Annotated in this window: 17 protein-coding genes and 2 tRNA genes; 3 read left to right on the top strand and 16 right to left on the bottom strand. The window is 35.9% G+C overall.

The features are described from left to right. Positions 1-89: 89 nt before the first annotated feature. From FC70_RS01625 to cdaA, 9 genes are all read right to left on the bottom strand, one after another. Positions 90-162, bottom strand: a tRNA-Asn gene (locus tag FC70_RS01625). A 119-nt stretch (positions 163-281) separates the two neighbouring features. Continuing rightward, positions 282-354, bottom strand: a tRNA-Asn gene (locus tag FC70_RS01620). 69 nt (positions 355-423) lie between these two features. Then, entirely contained in the window at positions 424-729 is a 306-nt protein-coding gene (locus tag FC70_RS01615) for a hypothetical protein (protein ID WP_057889297.1), read from the bottom strand. Between the two features lie 176 nt (positions 730-905). Continuing rightward, complete coding sequence (locus FC70_RS01610) at positions 906-1610, bottom strand: glucosamine-6-phosphate deaminase (RefSeq protein WP_057889296.1); 705 nt, start codon at positions 1608-1610, stop codon at positions 906-908. 110 nt (positions 1611-1720) lie between these two features. Beyond that, entirely contained in the window at positions 1721-3073 is a 1353-nt protein-coding gene (locus FC70_RS01605; protein ID WP_057889295.1) for a gluconate:H+ symporter, read from the bottom strand. A 156-nt stretch (positions 3074-3229) separates the two neighbouring features. Beyond that, positions 3230-5050: a glutamine--fructose-6-phosphate transaminase (isomerizing) gene (gene glmS / locus FC70_RS01600; RefSeq protein WP_057889294.1), complete on the bottom strand. Its 1821-nt coding sequence runs from the start codon at positions 5048-5050 to the stop codon at positions 3230-3232. A gap of 131 nt (positions 5051-5181) precedes the next feature. Further along, positions 5182-6531: a phosphoglucosamine mutase gene (gene glmM, locus FC70_RS01595; protein ID WP_057889293.1), complete on the bottom strand. Its 1350-nt coding sequence runs from the start codon at positions 6529-6531 to the stop codon at positions 5182-5184. A gap of 37 nt (positions 6532-6568) precedes the next feature. Continuing rightward, complete coding sequence (locus FC70_RS01590) at positions 6569-7408, bottom strand: CdaR family protein (protein ID WP_057889292.1); 840 nt, start codon at positions 7406-7408, stop codon at positions 6569-6571. Continuing rightward, positions 7401-8243: a diadenylate cyclase CdaA gene (cdaA, locus tag FC70_RS01585; protein ID WP_057889291.1), complete on the bottom strand. Its 843-nt coding sequence runs from the start codon at positions 8241-8243 to the stop codon at positions 7401-7403. Before cdaA ends, FC70_RS01590 begins: the two co-directional genes overlap by 8 nt. A 155-nt stretch (positions 8244-8398) precedes the next feature. Here cdaA and FC70_RS01580 point away from each other — a divergent pair, with 155 nt between their 5' ends. Next, positions 8399-9040, top strand: coding sequence for a DUF1361 domain-containing protein (locus FC70_RS01580; RefSeq protein WP_057889290.1), 642 nt, complete (start codon positions 8399-8401; stop codon positions 9038-9040). Here FC70_RS01580 and FC70_RS01575 read toward each other — a convergent pair. Then, positions 9037-11139, bottom strand: coding sequence for a cation:proton antiporter (locus FC70_RS01575; protein ID WP_057889289.1), 2103 nt, complete (start codon positions 11137-11139; stop codon positions 9037-9039). The two genes, FC70_RS01580 and FC70_RS01575, sit on opposite strands and share 4 nt — an antisense overlap. A 57-nt stretch (positions 11140-11196) precedes the next feature. Then, positions 11197-12090 (bottom strand): UDP-N-acetylmuramate dehydrogenase, encoded by an 894-nt coding sequence (gene murB / locus FC70_RS01570; RefSeq protein WP_057889288.1) that lies wholly within the window; start codon positions 12088-12090, stop codon positions 11197-11199. A gap of 141 nt (positions 12091-12231) precedes the next feature. Between murB and FC70_RS01565 the strand changes: the two genes are divergently transcribed. Beyond that, entirely contained in the window at positions 12232-12768 is a 537-nt protein-coding gene (locus FC70_RS01565; protein ID WP_057889287.1) for a 3'-5' exonuclease, read from the top strand. A gap of 44 nt (positions 12769-12812) precedes the next feature. On the opposite strand, the gene FC70_RS01560 is transcribed toward FC70_RS01565, so the two are convergent. The 4 genes from FC70_RS01560 to FC70_RS01545 form a co-directional block, all read right to left on the bottom strand. Continuing rightward, positions 12813-13322, bottom strand: coding sequence for a GNAT family N-acetyltransferase (locus FC70_RS01560; RefSeq protein ID WP_057889286.1), 510 nt, complete (start codon positions 13320-13322; stop codon positions 12813-12815). Then, on the bottom strand, positions 13312-13776 hold the full coding sequence (gene tsaE / locus FC70_RS01555) for a tRNA (adenosine(37)-N6)-threonylcarbamoyltransferase complex ATPase subunit type 1 TsaE (protein ID WP_420835981.1): 465 nt from the start codon (positions 13774-13776) through the stop codon (positions 13312-13314). Before tsaE ends, FC70_RS01560 begins: the two co-directional genes overlap by 11 nt. Positions 13777-13837: 61 nt before the next feature. After that, positions 13838-14809 carry a phosphate acetyltransferase gene (gene pta, locus FC70_RS01550; protein WP_057889284.1) on the bottom strand — a complete coding sequence of 324 codons (972 nt, stop codon included), beginning with the start codon at positions 14807-14809 and terminating at the stop codon, positions 13838-13840. Positions 14810-14847: 38 nt separating this feature from the next. Then, positions 14848-15534: a uracil-DNA glycosylase gene (locus FC70_RS01545; RefSeq protein WP_057889283.1), complete on the bottom strand. Its 687-nt coding sequence runs from the start codon at positions 15532-15534 to the stop codon at positions 14848-14850. A 102-nt stretch (positions 15535-15636) separates the two neighbouring features. Between FC70_RS01545 and FC70_RS01540 the strand changes: the two genes are divergently transcribed. Then, positions 15637-16218 (top strand): LURP-one-related/scramblase family protein, encoded by a 582-nt coding sequence (locus tag FC70_RS01540; protein WP_191980109.1) that lies wholly within the window; start codon positions 15637-15639, stop codon positions 16216-16218. A gap of 37 nt (positions 16219-16255) precedes the next feature. Here the strand turns inward: FC70_RS01540 and smpB are convergent, their stop codons facing one another. Then, positions 16256-16723, bottom strand: a complete 468-nt coding sequence (smpB, locus tag FC70_RS01535) for an SsrA-binding protein SmpB (protein ID WP_057889282.1) — start codon at positions 16721-16723, stop codon at positions 16256-16258. Positions 16724-16737 lie beyond the last annotated feature (14 nt).

The following is a 16737-nucleotide window of genomic DNA, read 5'->3' as shown; positions in this document are numbered from 1 at the left end:
ATGTTAATTATACTTCACTCTCATAAATTATGGTAATTTATCATCTGTTTGCACAAAAAAAGGAGATCCTCACGGAATCTCCTTAAATACTGCCCCAGCTGGACTCGAACCAGCGACCTCTTGATTAACAGTCAATTATTCTACCAACTGAACTATGGGGCAATAACCTCAAAACAACATATATAATAATATCATATAATGACGAACATTGTAAAGACTTTTTACAACAATTATCTACATAAAATACGATACTTTTAAATTTCATTTAACTGAAATTTAAACTGCCCCAGCTGGACTCGAACCAGCGACCTCTTGATTAACAGTCAATTATTCTACCAACTGAACTATGGGGCAATATTGCAAAACAACAGTTACATTTATACCATAAAAAACGGTACTGTGTAAAGGCTTTTTATCATTTTTTTAACCAATATGGTTTTCTTCTAAAATGTTTTGAAAAATAGGTTCAATATCTTGATTTCTAGTCCATTCATTCCAATGATCCATTGACTCACCTAAGTCTTCAAAATTATCACTAACATAGGCTTCATACTTTGCTACATTTTGTGAATGTGGAATATTTAATTGTAAGATTCTAACTAATTGAATAAACCCACGTTCAGCTGCTAATTCTGCCCGACCATTTTGAACCATATTACCAACTTCATAATATTTACTGCCATCTTTACGTGTTATTTCTTCTACGATATCTAATGTTAATTCATTCATTACATTCACCCCACAAGAAACTATTTTAATGAAAATAAGATTCAAAGTCAAAAAAAAATCACCGTTCGGGAAAACGGTGATCGGCATAAGAGAGAAAGAGAATTGATTAGAAGGTATTTCCATACCTCATGACACAAAGAATACGCCTAAATGAAAGCGCTGTCAATAGGCTTTTCTTATTTTTTTAATTTTGATGCGGCTGCTTCATCTAAAATGATCGTAACATTCGGATGTCGTTGCAAAATTGAAGCGGGCAAATCTTCAGTTACGGGTCCTTCAATCATTTTTTGAACTGCATCTGCTTTATTTTCGCCATAAGCTTCAAGCAAAATAGCTTTTGCGTCCATAATTGTTCCGATCCCCATTGAATAGGCAAACTTAGGAACATCGGCCTCATTATCAAAAAAGCGGGCGTTAGAAGCAATCGTTGACTCAGTTAAGGCAACTTTATGCGTCCGTGAATCAAATGCAGTCCCTGGTTCATTAAAGCCGATATGACCATTCCGACCTAACCCTAAAATTTGAAAATCAACTGGATGTTCTTCAATAATTTTTTCATAACGTTTAATTTCAGCATCGGCTTCATTCATTCCATCTGGCACAAATGATTCCTTAAATGGCTTTTTCGAAAATAAATGTTGATTCATAAAATAGCGATAGCTTTGTTCATGCGTTCCTGGTAACCCAGCATATTCATCTAGATTAATTGAAATACAATCGGAAAAATCTAAATCACTAGCTGTAATTGCATCATAAGTAGTAATAGGTGTACTTCCCGTTGCTAATCCAAATACATGACTCCCATTATCCAATTGTTCTTTAAATAATTTATATCCAGCTTGTCCTGCTGCTTTACTATCTTTTACAATATTAATTTTCATAGTAGTCCTCCTGATTAATCGCCATTATTGGTATAGTCCAATAATAGCCCACCTTATAAAAAAAAGCAAATAAAAAACGGAATTGCCTAAGCAACCCCGTCCTTTAAAAATTACATTACTAAACTTAATAACAGAACCATTCCCAAACCAACAATTGAAATGATGGTTTCAAGAACTGTCCAAATTGAAAGTGTTTGTTTAACCGTTAAATCAAAATATTCTTTAAACATCCAAAAACCAGCATCATTAACATGCGAAGCTGCTAATGAACCAGCCCCAATAGCAAGGGCCATCAAGACAGGATTGGCACCAGTTGCATGCATAAGTGGAACCACTAGACCGGCAGCTGTCATTCCTGAAACCGTAGCAGATCCGAGACAAATACGTAAAATAACCGTAATTAGCCATGCCAAAATTAATGGTGAAAGACTAGCATTTGCCATCAAGCTTTGAACAGCATCACCAACACCACCATTAATTAAAACCTGTTTGAAAGCAGCTCCACCACCAATAACCATTAATAACATGGCAATTGATTTAATTGCTGTTTCAAGTGTTGTTCCAATTTGGGCCATTGTCCGACCGCGATGGATTCCCATCGACCAAATTGCAAATAGTAAGGCAATCACCATAGCAATCATTGGATTACCCAACATTGAAACTACTGCATCAAATCCTTGAGGGTTTTTAAGTGTTTTACCACCATGTACCGCTAAAGAATAGATAGTTGCAAGCATCATAAAAATAACGGGAAATAATGATGTTAAAGCAGAAATACCAAAACCAGGAGTTTCGTTAAGATTATATTCTTTAACCTCACCAAAAGCTGGTAGTGACTTCTTAATCACAAATGCTTCAGGAGCCATTTTTTTAGCAACGATAGTAAATAATGGTCCAGCAATTGCCACACAGGGAATTGCAACCACAATTCCGACCATCAATACCATTCCTAAATTAGCACCCAACGCTGAGGCAACAGCAGTTGGAGCTGGTTGTGGAGGTAAAAATCCTTGGGTTGCAGATAATGCAGTTGCCATTGAAATACCCAAATAAAGCAATGGAACTTCAGCTTCTAAGGCAATAGCGAAGACAATAGGAATTAATAGAACCATTCCAACTTCGAAGAACATTGACATCCCAATGATAAATGAAGCAACCACAACAGCAAGTTGTAGACGTTTCTTACCAAATAGATTGATTAATGTTTTCGCAATCCGATATGATCCACCGGCATCAGAAACTAACCGACCAATCATAGCACCGAAACCAAAGACAATAGCTAATTCACCAAGTGAACTACCAATTCCTTCTTTAATCGTATCCGCGATTTCCGCTGGATTCATTCCGAGACCAAGTGCGACTAAAATAGCAGTAACAATAAGTGAAACGAAGGTGTTTAACTTGACCTTGATGATCAAGAAAAGCAGTAACAAAATTCCTAATAACAATACGACAAACTGCATTATATATACCTACTCACTTTCAAATTAAAATAAAAACACAAAGTTTAGTATATGAAATTCGCTTACATTTTGCAAGCGTTTTTCCAATATTTGCTGTTTACAATAAAGTAAATACACAAAAAAAGACTTCTTGTAGAAGTCTTAAGTGTTTATTAATTATTGTACCGTTACTGATTTTGCTAAATTTCGTGGTTTATCCACGTCTAGCCCTTTACCTAAACTGGTGTAGTATGCCAACAACTGTGCTGGTACCACACTAAGTAATGGTGTTAACAGTGGATCAACATCTGGTAAAACAATCGTATCATCGGTTTGTGCCAAATGTTTCGTTACAATCGTAATTACACTAGCACCACGAGAGATAACTTCTTGTAAGTTACTCCGTGTTAGACCAGCCGTACGATCTTGGGTAATGATTCCAATTACTGGCGTTTGTGATTCAATCAAAGCAATCGTACCATGCTTTAATTCACCGGATGCAAAACCTTCAGCTTGAACATAAGAAATTTCTTTTAATTTTAATGCAGATTCAAGGGCAACGGACCAATCTGTTCCACGACCAATGTAAAACGCATTACGTGGTTTAGATAAATATCTAGAAGCTACTGATTCTAATTTTTCTTTACTATCAACCAATGCTTGCATACCAACAGCTACTAATCCTAATTGATGTTTCAAATCAAATTCTGCAGCTCGTGGGTGTTTTAAATATTCACCAATTGCCTTAGCCAAGACAGCTTCAACTGCTACTTGAGCAGTATAGGCTTTAGTTGACGCAACTGCAATTTCAGGACCAGCATGTAACAACATTGTATAGTCAGCTTCACGTGAGAGTGTTGACTTCGGTACATTAGTAATTGTTAAACTTGGCCAACCTTGCTTTTTAACATTAACTAATACTTCACGACTATCAGCTGTTTCTCCACTTTGCGTTAAAAAAATGAAGAATGGTTTTTTTGACATGATTGGTTGTTCATAAGCAAATTCAGAGGAAATATGAACTTCAGTTGGAATATTGGTTAATTGTTCGAACATCTTAGCACCAACTAATCCTGCATGATAACTGGTTCCAGCTCCGATAATGTAAATTCGATCAGCCTCTTTAATCGATTCTAGTAGCTGACTATCAACCACCGGATCACCATCTTCATTCAAATAGTTTTGAACAATTTTGCGCATAACTGCAGGTTGTTCATCAACTTCTTTAAGCATATAAAATGGATAAGTCCCCTTATCTGCAGCACTAGCATCCATCTCAACTTGGAAAGTGTCACGTTTCATTTCATTACCATCAAAATCCGTAATTAAAATTTCAGCTGGCTTAACCACAACAATTTCTTGATCCTGAATTTCCATAAAAGTATGTGTTTGTTTAAGCATAGCTACGGCATCAGAAGCGACTAAATTAAAGCCATCCCCAACTCCCACAAGCAAAGGGCTCTTGTTTTTTGCAACAAATAACGTATCTGGAGTTTCACGATCCATTAGTACAAATGCATAAGATGAATCATCACTAACTAATCGCAACACCTTCAAAAAAGCTGCCTGGGTATCCATATTATATTCAACGACAAAGCGATCAATTAGTTGAACAATGACTTCAGTATCTGTATCACTTTTAAACTCAACACCTGATAGATATTCTTCTTTTAATTGCTTAAAATTTTCAATTACACCGTTATGAACTAGATAGAAACGTTCATCATTTGAAAAATGTGGATGTGCATTAGTTTCACTTGGAACCCCATGAGTTGCCCAACGAGTATGTCCAATTCCAGTTGACCCAGAAATTTCTGGAGTAATGGCATTTTTTAAATTTACAATACGACCAACACGTTTAACTAAATAATCGTTGCCTGATTGATCATTTACATAAATTCCGGCAGAATCATACCCACGATATTCAAGTCTTTCAAGTCCTTCAATTAATATTGAAACGCTTTGATTAGTTCCAGTAACACCCACAATTCCACACATACGCATTTCCATCCTTATCTAAATCTCAAAATTGGTATATATTATATACTTCCTACGTAGATAACTCTCAACATAGAATATATTAGCTATATATACAACAAATGTCAATCAAATAAAAAATTGGTCTATTTCTAGACCAATTCATTATTTGCAACTGCTACAATTCTTTGAACATAACCATGCACTGCTTCTTTAGTTGGTGCTTCAGCCATAATTCTTAGTAAAGGTTCCGTTCCGCTTGGACGAACTAGTACTCGACCGTCACCAGCCATATCAGCCTCAACTTCAGCAATCACTTTTAATAAACTTTCATTAGCCAATGCTGCTTCTTTATCAGCCACCGTAATATTAACTAATTCTTGTGGATATTCAGTAACTTCACTAGCTAATTCAGATAAACTCTTACCGGTTTGTTTAACAACTTGCATTAATTGTAATGCAGTTAACATTCCATCTCCAGTTGTATTGTGGTCAATAAAGACAATATGTCCTGATTGTTCACCACCAAGATTATAACCACTCTTGATCATTTCTTCAACAACATAGCGATCGCCAACTTTAGTTTTTACACTAGTCATTCCAGCACGTTCCAGTGCTTTATACATACCAAGATTACTCATTACTGTTGTAACGACAGTTCCTTTTTTCAATCGACCAGTTTCATTTAAATATTTACCACAAATATACATAATCTTATCTCCATCGATAAGATTACCTTTTTCATCAACCGCAATACAACGATCTCCGTCACCATCAAAGGCGACACCCATTTGTAAGCCTTCATCAACCACATATTTTTGTAAATGTTCTGGATGAGTTGAACCACAATCAAGATTGGTATTTAAACCATCAGGGGACGTTGAAATCGTGTGAAAATCAGCATTCAAGTCAGCAAACAATGATGATACATAGCTACTTGTTGCCCCATTAGCACCATCAATTGCAATTGAAAGGCCAGCTAAATCGTTTGGAATGGTTTGTTCAAGAAATTGAGTATACTTCAATGAACCTTCACGATAGTCTGATACTCGTCCTAATCCCAAATCTGAAGGTCGAGGTAATTCATCTACAGGTGCATCCAACAATTTTTCAATTTCTAATTCAATTTCATCCGATAATTTAAAACCATCATCGCCAAAAAATTTAATACCATTATATTGGATTGGATTATGTGATGCGGTAATCATTACGCCAGCATCAGCTTCTTGAGCTCGCACTAAATACGCAACTCCAGGGGTCGTTACAACCCCTAAACGTAGAACTTCAATGCCAACTGATAGCAATCCAGCAACTAACGCACTTTCAAGCATCTCACCAGAAATTCGTGTATCACGCGAGATTAATACTTGGGCTTGCTTGCGATCTGAATGTTGTGTTAATACATATCCTCCAGCTCGTCCTAGTTTAAACGCTAATTCTGGGCTTAAGTCAGAGTTTGCCACTCCACGTACACCATCAGTTCCAAAATATTTTAAATCCATTGTTTTCCTCATTTCTCAAAAATAATTCACGATTATATTAGTTAGATGATGCTGAACTTGAACTACTTGAATCAGTAGACGACTCACTAGCATCTGATTCGGATATAGCTTGCGAAGTTGAACTAGCACTTGAAGTTTTACTTTCACTTGAGCTTCCATTCGAATCATGTGAGATTGGAACTTTAACTGTTGTTGTTGATGGTGAAATAACAACATTAACAGTATTCCCGTTAGAATCAATTGCCTGCAAGGTAACCTTGCGAGATAAGTCAGATTTAGTATCTTTAGGAATTGCTACTGAAGCAATAATTCGGTTAATTTTGCTAATATCAGCACTAGCCCCTGTGACTTTGACTGAATCAATTGAAGACGTTGCTTTTCCAACCTTGTAACTATCAGGAAGTTGATCTGAGTTAACTTGAATATCAACTGGTAAAGTTACCGTTTTACGGGTAGCAATCGTTACTGTAATTGTACTAGGATCAATTGCATAACTCAGATCTTTATTAATTCCAGTCTCTTTTAGTTTTACTTTATGAGTTCCAGTACCTAGTTTACTTAAATCAGCGGCAATTTTAAAGTTTTGTGTATTCGACGTCGTTGTAACCAGCGCCGCAGGTCCAGTAATCGTTACTTTAACATTGGCTGGATAACCAGTCACAACGTATTTATCACTATCCACATTTACATTTAACGGTACCGTTATGGTTTTCTTAACCGTCGAAGTTAACGTCGAACTGTTCCCACTATCGCTATCACGCACATTTTGTAATTTTTCACCATTAACATACACAAATAATAAGATTGCTAAGACTAATGCACTAATCCTCAAAAAGGTATGACTCTTAAAGAATAACTTAGTTAATTTATCATACATTGCGGTCACCGCCTTTAAAGATCCGCTCAATAAAGCTAGTTACGGTTGTTTTGTTGTCATCAGCGGACTTATATAATTGATTACGCAAGAATTTAAGGTACATTTCTTGATCCATTCCACGATATAAATCATTATCCTTCGTAATGGAAACTTCACCAGTTTCTTCAGAGATAACAATCGTTAATGCATCAGTTACCTCACTGATACCAACAGCAGCTCGATGTCTAGTCCCTAATTCTTTAGGAATCAGGTTACTTTCAGATAAGGGTAAATACGCTGCTGCAACAGCAATTTTATTATCTTTAATAATTACTGCACCATCATGTAATGGGGTATTGGGAATAAACGTATTAATCAACAACGCTCCGGATACATCCGCATTCATCGGAATCCCAGTTTCAATATATTCTTCAAGCCCAGTTTCCATCTGAATCGATATTAAAGCACCAATTCTTCGCTTCGACATATATTGCATGGCTTGATCAAGTTGTTGGACTAACAGCTCTTCTTCCTCATTTTGCCGCTTATTACGCGTCAAAACAGTTCCACGTCCAAGATGCTCTAATCCACGACGAACTTCTGGTTGAAAAATAACCACCATCGCGATGACACCCCAGTTAATGATTTGATCCATAATCCAAGAAACCGTACTTAATCCAAAGTACCAACTAGCCAGTTTAACAATAATAATTACTAAGATACCACGGAATAATTGTACAGCCCTTGTGCCACGCAACAAGATCATTAATTCATAAATTAAAAACCAAACAACCAAAATATCGAATAGTCGAATGACATTTTGCCATGTCAGGATTGAGCTCCAGTCTAAAGCCATTTATATACCCCCAAATTTAGTTCCTGAATCATTATATCACGGACTCTCAAATTATTATGATAGATTAGAAGATTAATTAAATGGAAACTTTTCTAAAATTGATGGTGGTGATACGTTTTTTTTGGTAATCTAACTATATAAAGAGGGGATAAATCATGCAATCAATTTCAATGCAATGGAAAATTAGGGGCTTTTTTCTCGTTGATTTAATTATTTTAATTTTTCTAGCTAAATCCCCATTCAATTTTCTTATTTTAAATACATTTTTAGGCTATATTCCAATCGAACTTGCCTTTCAAATGAAAAAAATCAAATCCGTTAAATCTTGGTTATTTTTATTAATTTTCATACTCTGGTTAGGTTTCTATCCAAATGCGCCATACTTAATGACGGACCTATTTCATCTATCATTACTTGATCCACATGATTTTTCTAACGGATTATTAAGCAACAGTCCAAGAATGTGGTTAGATTTTGGATTATTAATGGTTAGTATGTTCGGGGCGTTACTACTTAGCACTTATCAATTAAATACGATCTCGCAACGAATTAATCAAACTTTCAAAATCAAATTAACCTGGATATTACCAACAATTTTAATGCTTGCCTCAGCGATTGGTGTCTATATCGGTCGTTTCCTACGAATTCATTCTCTCTACTTATTTTTAACCCCAACTTGGTTTTTCAAACAAATTATCAATATGTGGAATCTACGCATGCTTTTCTTCGTTGCCATCATTACAATCGTGCAGTTAGCCGTCTTATGGCTACTAAAGCAAATAAAAACAGCAGACTAATCGTCTGCTGTTTTTATAATTGAATTTTCTGAATAATTAAGATATTGTCTTAGCTTTTGGACAGTAGTGGCCGAAATCCGTTCGCCATCACGTAATTGAACAATTCCAATTCGTTGTGCATTAACTGCTTCAAAACGTAACAGCTCTAAATCCTGCTTATATTTTGTCGCTAGCTTTAACTTTGGATTTTTACTATGTTCAATTCGATTACGGTAACTAACAATCAGTTGATATACTGCATTTCGCTCAACATCATTACCTACTACCCTGGCATCAGAAACATATTTAGATAACGCTTTAATTGCAGCTTTACTAGTTTCAACATCAATAATTCGGCGTCTTTCAATATCAGTATTTTGGTTAATGATCCATCTAGTCAGCCAATGCAGCAATCCAGCTACTCGTGTTTTCATTTTTCGCCAGGTCCACCAAGTATTAGCCGCTCTTAAATCATGCGCCAAGTGATTTTCAATTTGATCAATACGTTTCATTGATTGATAATAATCATTTGCGGTAATAATTCCTTTTTCTAATAATCGATGCAAGGCATTTCGTTCTGCCTCATACGCGACACTTCTTAATTCAAGCTCTTGTTTCAAAGTTCGCGTTAGCGCTTCATCAGTCTGATTACTCAATTGTAATCGACGCATTAATATTTGATAGTTTAAAATTAAATCATACGCAGCTTGCTGATTATAATCACGACGATGTTCCTCGATCGTTTGTACCGCAAGTTGCATCAAAAAGTATTTTGCCTGCTCTTCGGTCATGTAATTAGCTTGATCATCCTCTTCTTCATCAATTTCTTCTTCATCTTCTTCGTCCTCATCAATGTCACTACCACGATTTTCAAACGGAAAATTAACTTTGGTAAAGATTGGAATTAACAACGAAGCAACAATTAAACTCAGGATAATTACTCCAGCCGCAATAAACAGCATTAATGAACGAGCCGGAAAATCGGCACCATTTTCAATTAACAATGGCACTGACAACACCCCTGCCATCGTGATTGCACCACGAACCCCTGATAAACCAACTAAAAATGCTGATCTGATACTGACATTATCACGTCGATGACGCAAGTATTGGAAAGTCTCGTAAACTAAAATCCAGCTAACTCGAATCAATAACAGGATTACCCACGCCCCAATTACGTACCCAAATAAACTTAAATTATTATAGCTATCACTTTTTAACGATTCTGAAGTGGCAATTGGCAATTCGATTCCTAAAATTACAAACACGATTCCATTTAAAAGATAAACAACTAATGACCAAGTTCTTTCAGTGACTAAACTCATCTCAGGGCGATCATCAATTATTTGCATATTCCGCGTATGTGAGAACACTCCTGCAGCTACTACGGCAATAACACCTGACGCATGAAAGACATCTTCAGTAATCAAATAAACAATAAACGGCGACATGAGCTTAAATGCGACATAAAAAATAATATCCGTAATCCCTTGATTATGTAAAAAGTCATGGGCCATTTCAATCACAAGCATTATTAATACACCTGCAACTAGTCCGATTACGGCTGTATAGATGAAATCTCCAGTTGCATTAACAATTGAAAAATATCCAGTTGTCACAGCAGCAACCGCATATTTGAAACCAATCAATCCTGACGCATCATTAATTAGACTTTCACCACTAACTAAATGAAGAATGTTGGAATCTAACTTTGCCTGCTTAGCAATTGATTGCACCGCTACTGGATCCGTTGGTGACAAAATTGCTGCTAACGCAAATGAAACATATAATGGGATCTCTGGAACAATTAAATAAATTAAATATCCACCCAATAAGGTGGTCACAAATACTAATATAATGGCATTAGCAAAGATTGGTCCTTTCAACTTCCATAATTCTTGCTTTGGAAATTTGCGACCATCATTAAACAATAGCGGCGCAATAAAAAGTAATAAAAACCAATCCGTTTGCAATGGTACCTGAACTTTAAAAAATAATGCTACTAATAAACCTAGACCAATTTGAATCAAACTATCTGGAACAATTTTCAAATAATGAGTAAATACTTTCGAAATTAACACTAGAAATATTAATAATAATACTTCTTCTAATATCAGCATAAAACTCCCCCTAGTTTTATTAAAAAAACGGGACAATCAAAATTGCCCCATTTTTATTTAACGTCCAATTACTCTGACTTCAATTTCAAGATGAACTTGAAACTGCCTAAAAACGGTATCTTGTACGTGTTTAATAACATTCAAATAATCAGTCGCTGTTCCTTCGCCGATGTTAATAATAAAACCGGCATGTTTCTTCGATACTTGAGCACCACCACTAGTATAACCTTGTAGGCCAGCATCATGAATTAATTTACCTGCATAAAAACCGGCTGGTCGTTTAAACACACTGCCACATGAAGGCCATTCTAACGGTTGTTTATCCGCACGGCGAGCATTGAAATCATCCATTTTGAACTTGATAGTAGCGCGATCACCAGATACTAATGAAAATGTCGCTGCTAAAATTACCCCACCATCACTTTGAATACTACTATGACGATAGCCAAAATCTAATTCATCAGCATTCAACGTAATTACTTCACCATCTGAATTTAATAATGTGGCAGCTACTACTACTTGGCTAATTTCTCCGCCATAAGCCCCAGCATTCATAAACACTGCTCCGCCAACACTACCTGGTATTCCAGCTGCAAACTCTAATCCGCTTAGACTAGCATCACGTGCTATCTCGCTTGCTGTAATCAAGGCTGCTCCAGCTTGGGCAATAATTTTATTTTCACTAACTTCAATTGTATTCATCTTCGTTAAAATAATAACGAGACCTTCAATGCCACTATCGCGAACGATTAAATTACTAGCATTTCCAATAATAGTAATCGCTAACTGATTATTTTTAGCGAATTTCACCAATTGTTGAGTTTCCTCAACCGTTGTTGGAAAAGCTAGCCAATCAGCCGGCCCACCAGTATCAGTGTTGGTATAATCTGATAAAGACGCATTTTGCATAATTTCAATTTTAGGGAATGTTTCTTCAATAGCTAATGACATCGAAAACCCTTCTTCATAAATATTTTTGTTAATATTAATTGTATCATGAAACTACGATTGGATGATTACCAATTTCAATAATTGCTTTATCCACGATTTTACCGTAAAATTACCCTGTTAAATTAATAACGGAGGAATAATATGAATTTTGTTGCTATTGATTTTGAAACTGCCAATGCTAAACGATATAGTGCTTGTTCAGTTGCACTAACTGTCGTCCGTGAAAATAAAATAGTTGATGAATTCTATTCACTAATTAAACCACCAACTGATTTTTTTTGGCGAAACGTTCAAATTCATGGTATCCATGAAGAAGATGTTGCCAATGCCCCCTCATTCACTGATATTTGGGACCACATTGATTCTTTCTTTGGTGAAAATAAACTTGTAATTGCACATAATGCACCTTTTGATAATAGTGTCATTAAAAGCAGTCTCGATTATTATGGTATTGAGAGACCAAATTATCTAACTTTAGATACGGTTAAAACTAGTAAAGAATTTTTCCCAGACCTGCCTAATCATAAACTTGATACTGTTTGCGATAAATTAAACATTACACTCGACCACCATCATAATGCATTAGATGATAGTCAAGCTTGTGCCAATATCTTGCTTTACCAAGCAACTCATTTTGGTACTCAGCCCATCAAACCTTTTGTTAAAGCAGCTAAATAAAACCACTTGTAGATTAATAAATACTACAAGTGGTTTTTATTTACTTATTTAGCCGTGCTTTCATCCAATTCTAAAGTCATAATAAACGATTTACGTTCAATACCTTCTCGATCTGGAACCATCGCAACCTTATTTGGTTTAAAGCCCATCTTTCGATAAAGTCCTATCGCTGGTTCATTTTCAGCAATCACTGATAGCGTAAATTTATTCAACGGACTAAAATGATCGCCCCAATAGATTATTTCATCTAACAAGGCCGTTCCAAGTCCTTTATGATAATATTCTTTTCGAATCGCAATCCCAATTTCGCCAACTGCTTTTTTATCAATTTTAGCGACTGTTACAATCCCAATCATTTCGCCTGCAGCCATCGCAATTAATACTAAATTATCATTGGTATCACTAATTTTATCTAAGTTATCTGCTTCTTGTTCAACTGTTAATTGAGCAAGATTTTTCACTGTAAAAAATTCTGATTCATCTTGTAGTTCTTCTAGTAATTTTAATATTTTAGCAGCATCAGTTGATTCTGCTGATTTCATTTCAATTTCCATTAATTAATCCCTCAATCACTTGCTTAAAATGGGCTCCATGTGGAACAAAACTAACTTGTCGTTCATTTTCAAGATTCGTACGCTTGAAATTAATTGACAGGTATTCATCTGGTAATTCGTCTTCAACAAACTGGGCCCACTCAACAACACTAACGCCATCTCCAGCAAAGTACTCATCAAGCCCTAACTCTTCACCACCACCATTTTCAAGGCGATAAACATCCATATGATAAAGTGGCAAACGACCTTCTTGGTACTCACGAATTATCGTAAACGTCGGGCTCTTAATCGTTGCAGTTATTCCTAGTCCCTCGGCGAGCCCTTTGGTAAAAGTTGTCTTCCCGGCTCCAAGATCACCATTTAAAACTAAAACATCCCCAGCATTTAAATTACTAGCTAGCTGTTTAGCCAAATCCATTGTCTGTGTACTATTTGTAAATTTAATATCCATTATCTCACCTTACCAATTAAAGAAGCGAACCGATAAAGTAACTGTCAGTTCGCTCATTTGTTAATTAATTTAATGCTTGAGCAGCTGTAATTAACGCTACTTTGTAAACATCTTCTTCACTTGCACCACGAGATAAATCAGAAATTGGTGCATTTAATCCTTGTAAAATTGGTCCAATGGCTTCAAAGCCACCAAAACGCTGCGCAATCTTGTAGCCAATGTTGCCTGATTGTAAATCAGGGAATACGAAGACATTAGCATGACCAGCAACTTTAGAACCTGGCGCTTTACGTTCACCAACACTTGGGACAAACGCTGCATCAAATTGTAATTCACCATCCACTGGAACATCTGGTGCCAATTCTTGAGCAATTTTAGTTGCTTCAGCGACTTTAGTAACCACGTCGCCTTTGGCAGAACCCTTAGTTGAGAAACTTAATAGTGCAACTTTAGGATCAATATCAAATACTTTAGCCGTTTGTGCACTTTGAAGGGCAACTTCAGCCATTTCTTGTGCACTTAATTCAATATTAATTGCACAGTCAGCGAATACGTATCGTTCATCGCCTTTTTCCATGATAAACGCTCCACTAATTCGTGAATTACCTGGAGCAGTTTTAATAATTTGAAGGGCCGGACGAACCGTATCGCCAGTTGGATGAGTAGCACCAGAAACCATTGCATCAACTTTATTCATATAAACTAGCATTGTTCCAAAGTAACTTACATCGCTAATCATTTCTGCTGCTTGTTCAGGTGATGTTTTACCCTTACGACGCTCTACAAGACTATCAATCATTACTTGTTTTTCTGTATAAACAGCTGGATCAATAATTTCAATTCCAGCTATATCAAATTTATTTTGAGCAGATACTTCACTAATTTTATCAACATTACCAAGTAAAACTGGTTCAACTAATCCATCTTTTTTAAGTCGTACAGCGGCGCCTAAAATACGTTCATCTTCACCTTCTGGAAAAACTACTCGTTTATTTTGACCCTTAACTTTTGATGCTAAGCCTGTAAATAAATCCATATCTATCACTCCATCTATAATATATTATGTAACTATGATTACTCTTCCACTGATTCAGGAAGCTGCCAATCAATTTCTTTCTCACCTAATTGTCTGAGGACTGTATTAACTTTTGAAAATGGCCGTGAACCAAAGAATCCCCTGTAAGCTGATAATGGACTTGGATGCGCTGATTTAATTACTACATTTTGTGTCGTATCAATCAACTTGATCTTATCCTGCGCCGCCTTACCCCATAAAACAAAAATTACCGGTTTGGTTCGCTCAGATAGCGCTATAATCGCAGCATCGGTAAGCTTTTCCCATCCTTTTCCTTGATGCGAAAATGCAACTCCATCTTGGACGGTTAACACGGTATTAAGTAATAACACACCCTGTCTAGCCCAAGATTCTAAATATCCGTGATTAACTGGCGCAAACCCTAAATCATCATCTAGTTCTTTATAAATATTTCGCAATGATGGTGGTACTTTAACCCCTGGCATTACCGAAAAGCTCAAGCCATGAGCTTGATGATTTTCATGGTAAGGATCTTGACCTAAAATAACCACCTTGGTTTTAGCAAATGGCGTCCATTCAAATGCTTCAAATATTTTATCATGATCAGGGTGAATATTTTCATTCTGATATTCATGATTAATAAATGAACTTAAATTTGAATAATACGGTTGTCCAAACTCTGACTCTAAAACTGGCCACCAATCATTGTTAATAAATGGTTTCATACACAGCACCTCGACATAATTTTAGCATAATTGCGTTGAAAATGATATTGCTAACAAACCGTGGTAGAATATAATCAAATTCAATCAAAGTGAGGTGTGAGTATGCGTAACTTATTTATTCGAAAGCACTCAACTACGCTCCATGGAGCTAGTGTTGTCAAAGACGAAAATGGAACCTCCTTATATTTAGTAGTTGGTAAATGGGGGATACAAAAAGATGTAATCTCAGTTTATTCCATGCAAGGTGAACTTTTATCAGAAATCAAACAACTCACCCTAGGAATGTTGCCTAAATTTGCAATTTTTAACGATTCAAAACAAGTTGGTACCATTAGTAAATCACTAGGATTTTTCCGTGAAGTAATTTTTATCCGCGGTTTGAATTGGATTATTGTCGGTAATACTTTACGTGATAGTTATCATGTCTATCGTGGAACCAAGCTTGTTTTTTCTTTCCACCCAGAAAATCATAACCAAATTAAATATAATCAACTGACTGTTTATGAACCAGAACTTGAAGCTTTATCAATTGCAGTCGCATCAGTACTTGATCACTGGGCTCGTAAAGGAAATTTTAAAGTAATCACCATCCCATCCATTACACAGCCAAGATTACGAAATTCTGAAGCATTTTTAAATCGGCCATTAAAGATTAAACATATCCAAAAAAATGATAATCCATAATGGATTATCATTTTTTTAATACTATAAATTTGCCAAGCTAATAATGCTTCATTACTCGTTCAATTTGACGATCTTGATCACGTTTTTTTATTGTTTCACGCTTATCATACTCATGTTTACCTTTAGCAATCCCTAACAATACTTTAGCATAGCCTTTTTTGATATACATTTTAAGTGGAACTAACGTGATACCTTGATTATTTAATTCACCCGTTAACTTCTGAATTTCCTTTTTATGCAAAAGTAATTTTCGATTACGAAGTGGATCATGGTTGAACTGATTTCCCTGATCATATGGACTAATATGAACATTCATTAACCAGGCTTCATTACCACGAATCTGAGCATAACCATCTTTCAATTGCACCCGTTTAGCTCGAACTGATTTAATTTCAGTTCCGGTCAATACAACCCCAGCCTCATAAGTTTCTGCAATTGAATAATCATGACGCGCCTTTTTATTTTGAGCAACTAAATTATCATCATTTTGTTGTTTTTTAGCCAATTCAATTCACCTCA

Origin of the sequence: Paucilactobacillus oligofermentans DSM 15707 = LMG 22743 (genome assembly GCF_001434315.1) — a bacterium.
GTDB lineage: Bacteria > Bacillota > Bacilli > Lactobacillales > Lactobacillaceae > Paucilactobacillus > Paucilactobacillus oligofermentans.
The sequence above is the reverse complement of the archived record's forward strand: the minus strand, read 5'-3'. Positions and strand labels throughout refer to the sequence as shown.

What these genes read in the sequence shown, in the direction of transcription:
- FC70_RS01615 (WP_057889297.1), bottom strand. Translation starts at nt 729, where the DNA reads ATGAATGAATTAACATTAGATATCGTAGAAGAAATAACACGTAAAGAT.
- FC70_RS01610 (WP_057889296.1), bottom strand. Translation starts at nt 1,610, where the DNA reads ATGAAAATTAATATTGTAAAAGATAGTAAAGCAGCAGGACAAGCTGGA.
- FC70_RS01605 (WP_057889295.1), bottom strand. Translation starts at nt 3,073, where the DNA reads ATGCAGTTTGTCGTATTGTTATTAGGAATTTTGTTACTGCTTTTCTTG.
- glmS (WP_057889294.1), bottom strand. Translation starts at nt 5,050, where the DNA reads ATGTGTGGAATTGTGGGTGTTACTGGAACTAATCAAAGCGTTTCAATA.
- glmM (WP_057889293.1), bottom strand. Translation starts at nt 6,531, where the DNA reads ATGGATTTAAAATATTTTGGAACTGATGGTGTACGTGGAGTGGCAAAC.
- FC70_RS01590 (WP_057889292.1), bottom strand. Translation starts at nt 7,408, where the DNA reads ATGTATGATAAATTAACTAAGTTATTCTTTAAGAGTCATACCTTTTTG.
- cdaA (WP_057889291.1), bottom strand. Translation starts at nt 8,243, where the DNA reads ATGGCTTTAGACTGGAGCTCAATCCTGACATGGCAAAATGTCATTCGA.
- FC70_RS01580 (WP_057889290.1), top strand. Translation starts at nt 8,399, where the DNA reads ATGCAATCAATTTCAATGCAATGGAAAATTAGGGGCTTTTTTCTCGTT.
- FC70_RS01575 (WP_057889289.1), bottom strand. Translation starts at nt 11,139, where the DNA reads ATGCTGATATTAGAAGAAGTATTATTATTAATATTTCTAGTGTTAATT.
- murB (WP_057889288.1), bottom strand. Translation starts at nt 12,090, where the DNA reads ATGTCATTAGCTATTGAAGAAACATTCCCTAAAATTGAAATTATGCAA.
- FC70_RS01565 (WP_057889287.1), top strand. Translation starts at nt 12,232, where the DNA reads ATGAATTTTGTTGCTATTGATTTTGAAACTGCCAATGCTAAACGATAT.
- FC70_RS01560 (WP_057889286.1), bottom strand. Translation starts at nt 13,322, where the DNA reads ATGGAAATTGAAATGAAATCAGCAGAATCAACTGATGCTGCTAAAATA.
- pta (WP_057889284.1), bottom strand. Translation starts at nt 14,809, where the DNA reads ATGGATTTATTTACAGGCTTAGCATCAAAAGTTAAGGGTCAAAATAAA.
- FC70_RS01545 (WP_057889283.1), bottom strand. Translation starts at nt 15,534, where the DNA reads ATGAAACCATTTATTAACAATGATTGGTGGCCAGTTTTAGAGTCAGAG.
- FC70_RS01540 (WP_191980109.1), top strand. Translation starts at nt 15,637, where the DNA reads ATGCGTAACTTATTTATTCGAAAGCACTCAACTACGCTCCATGGAGCT.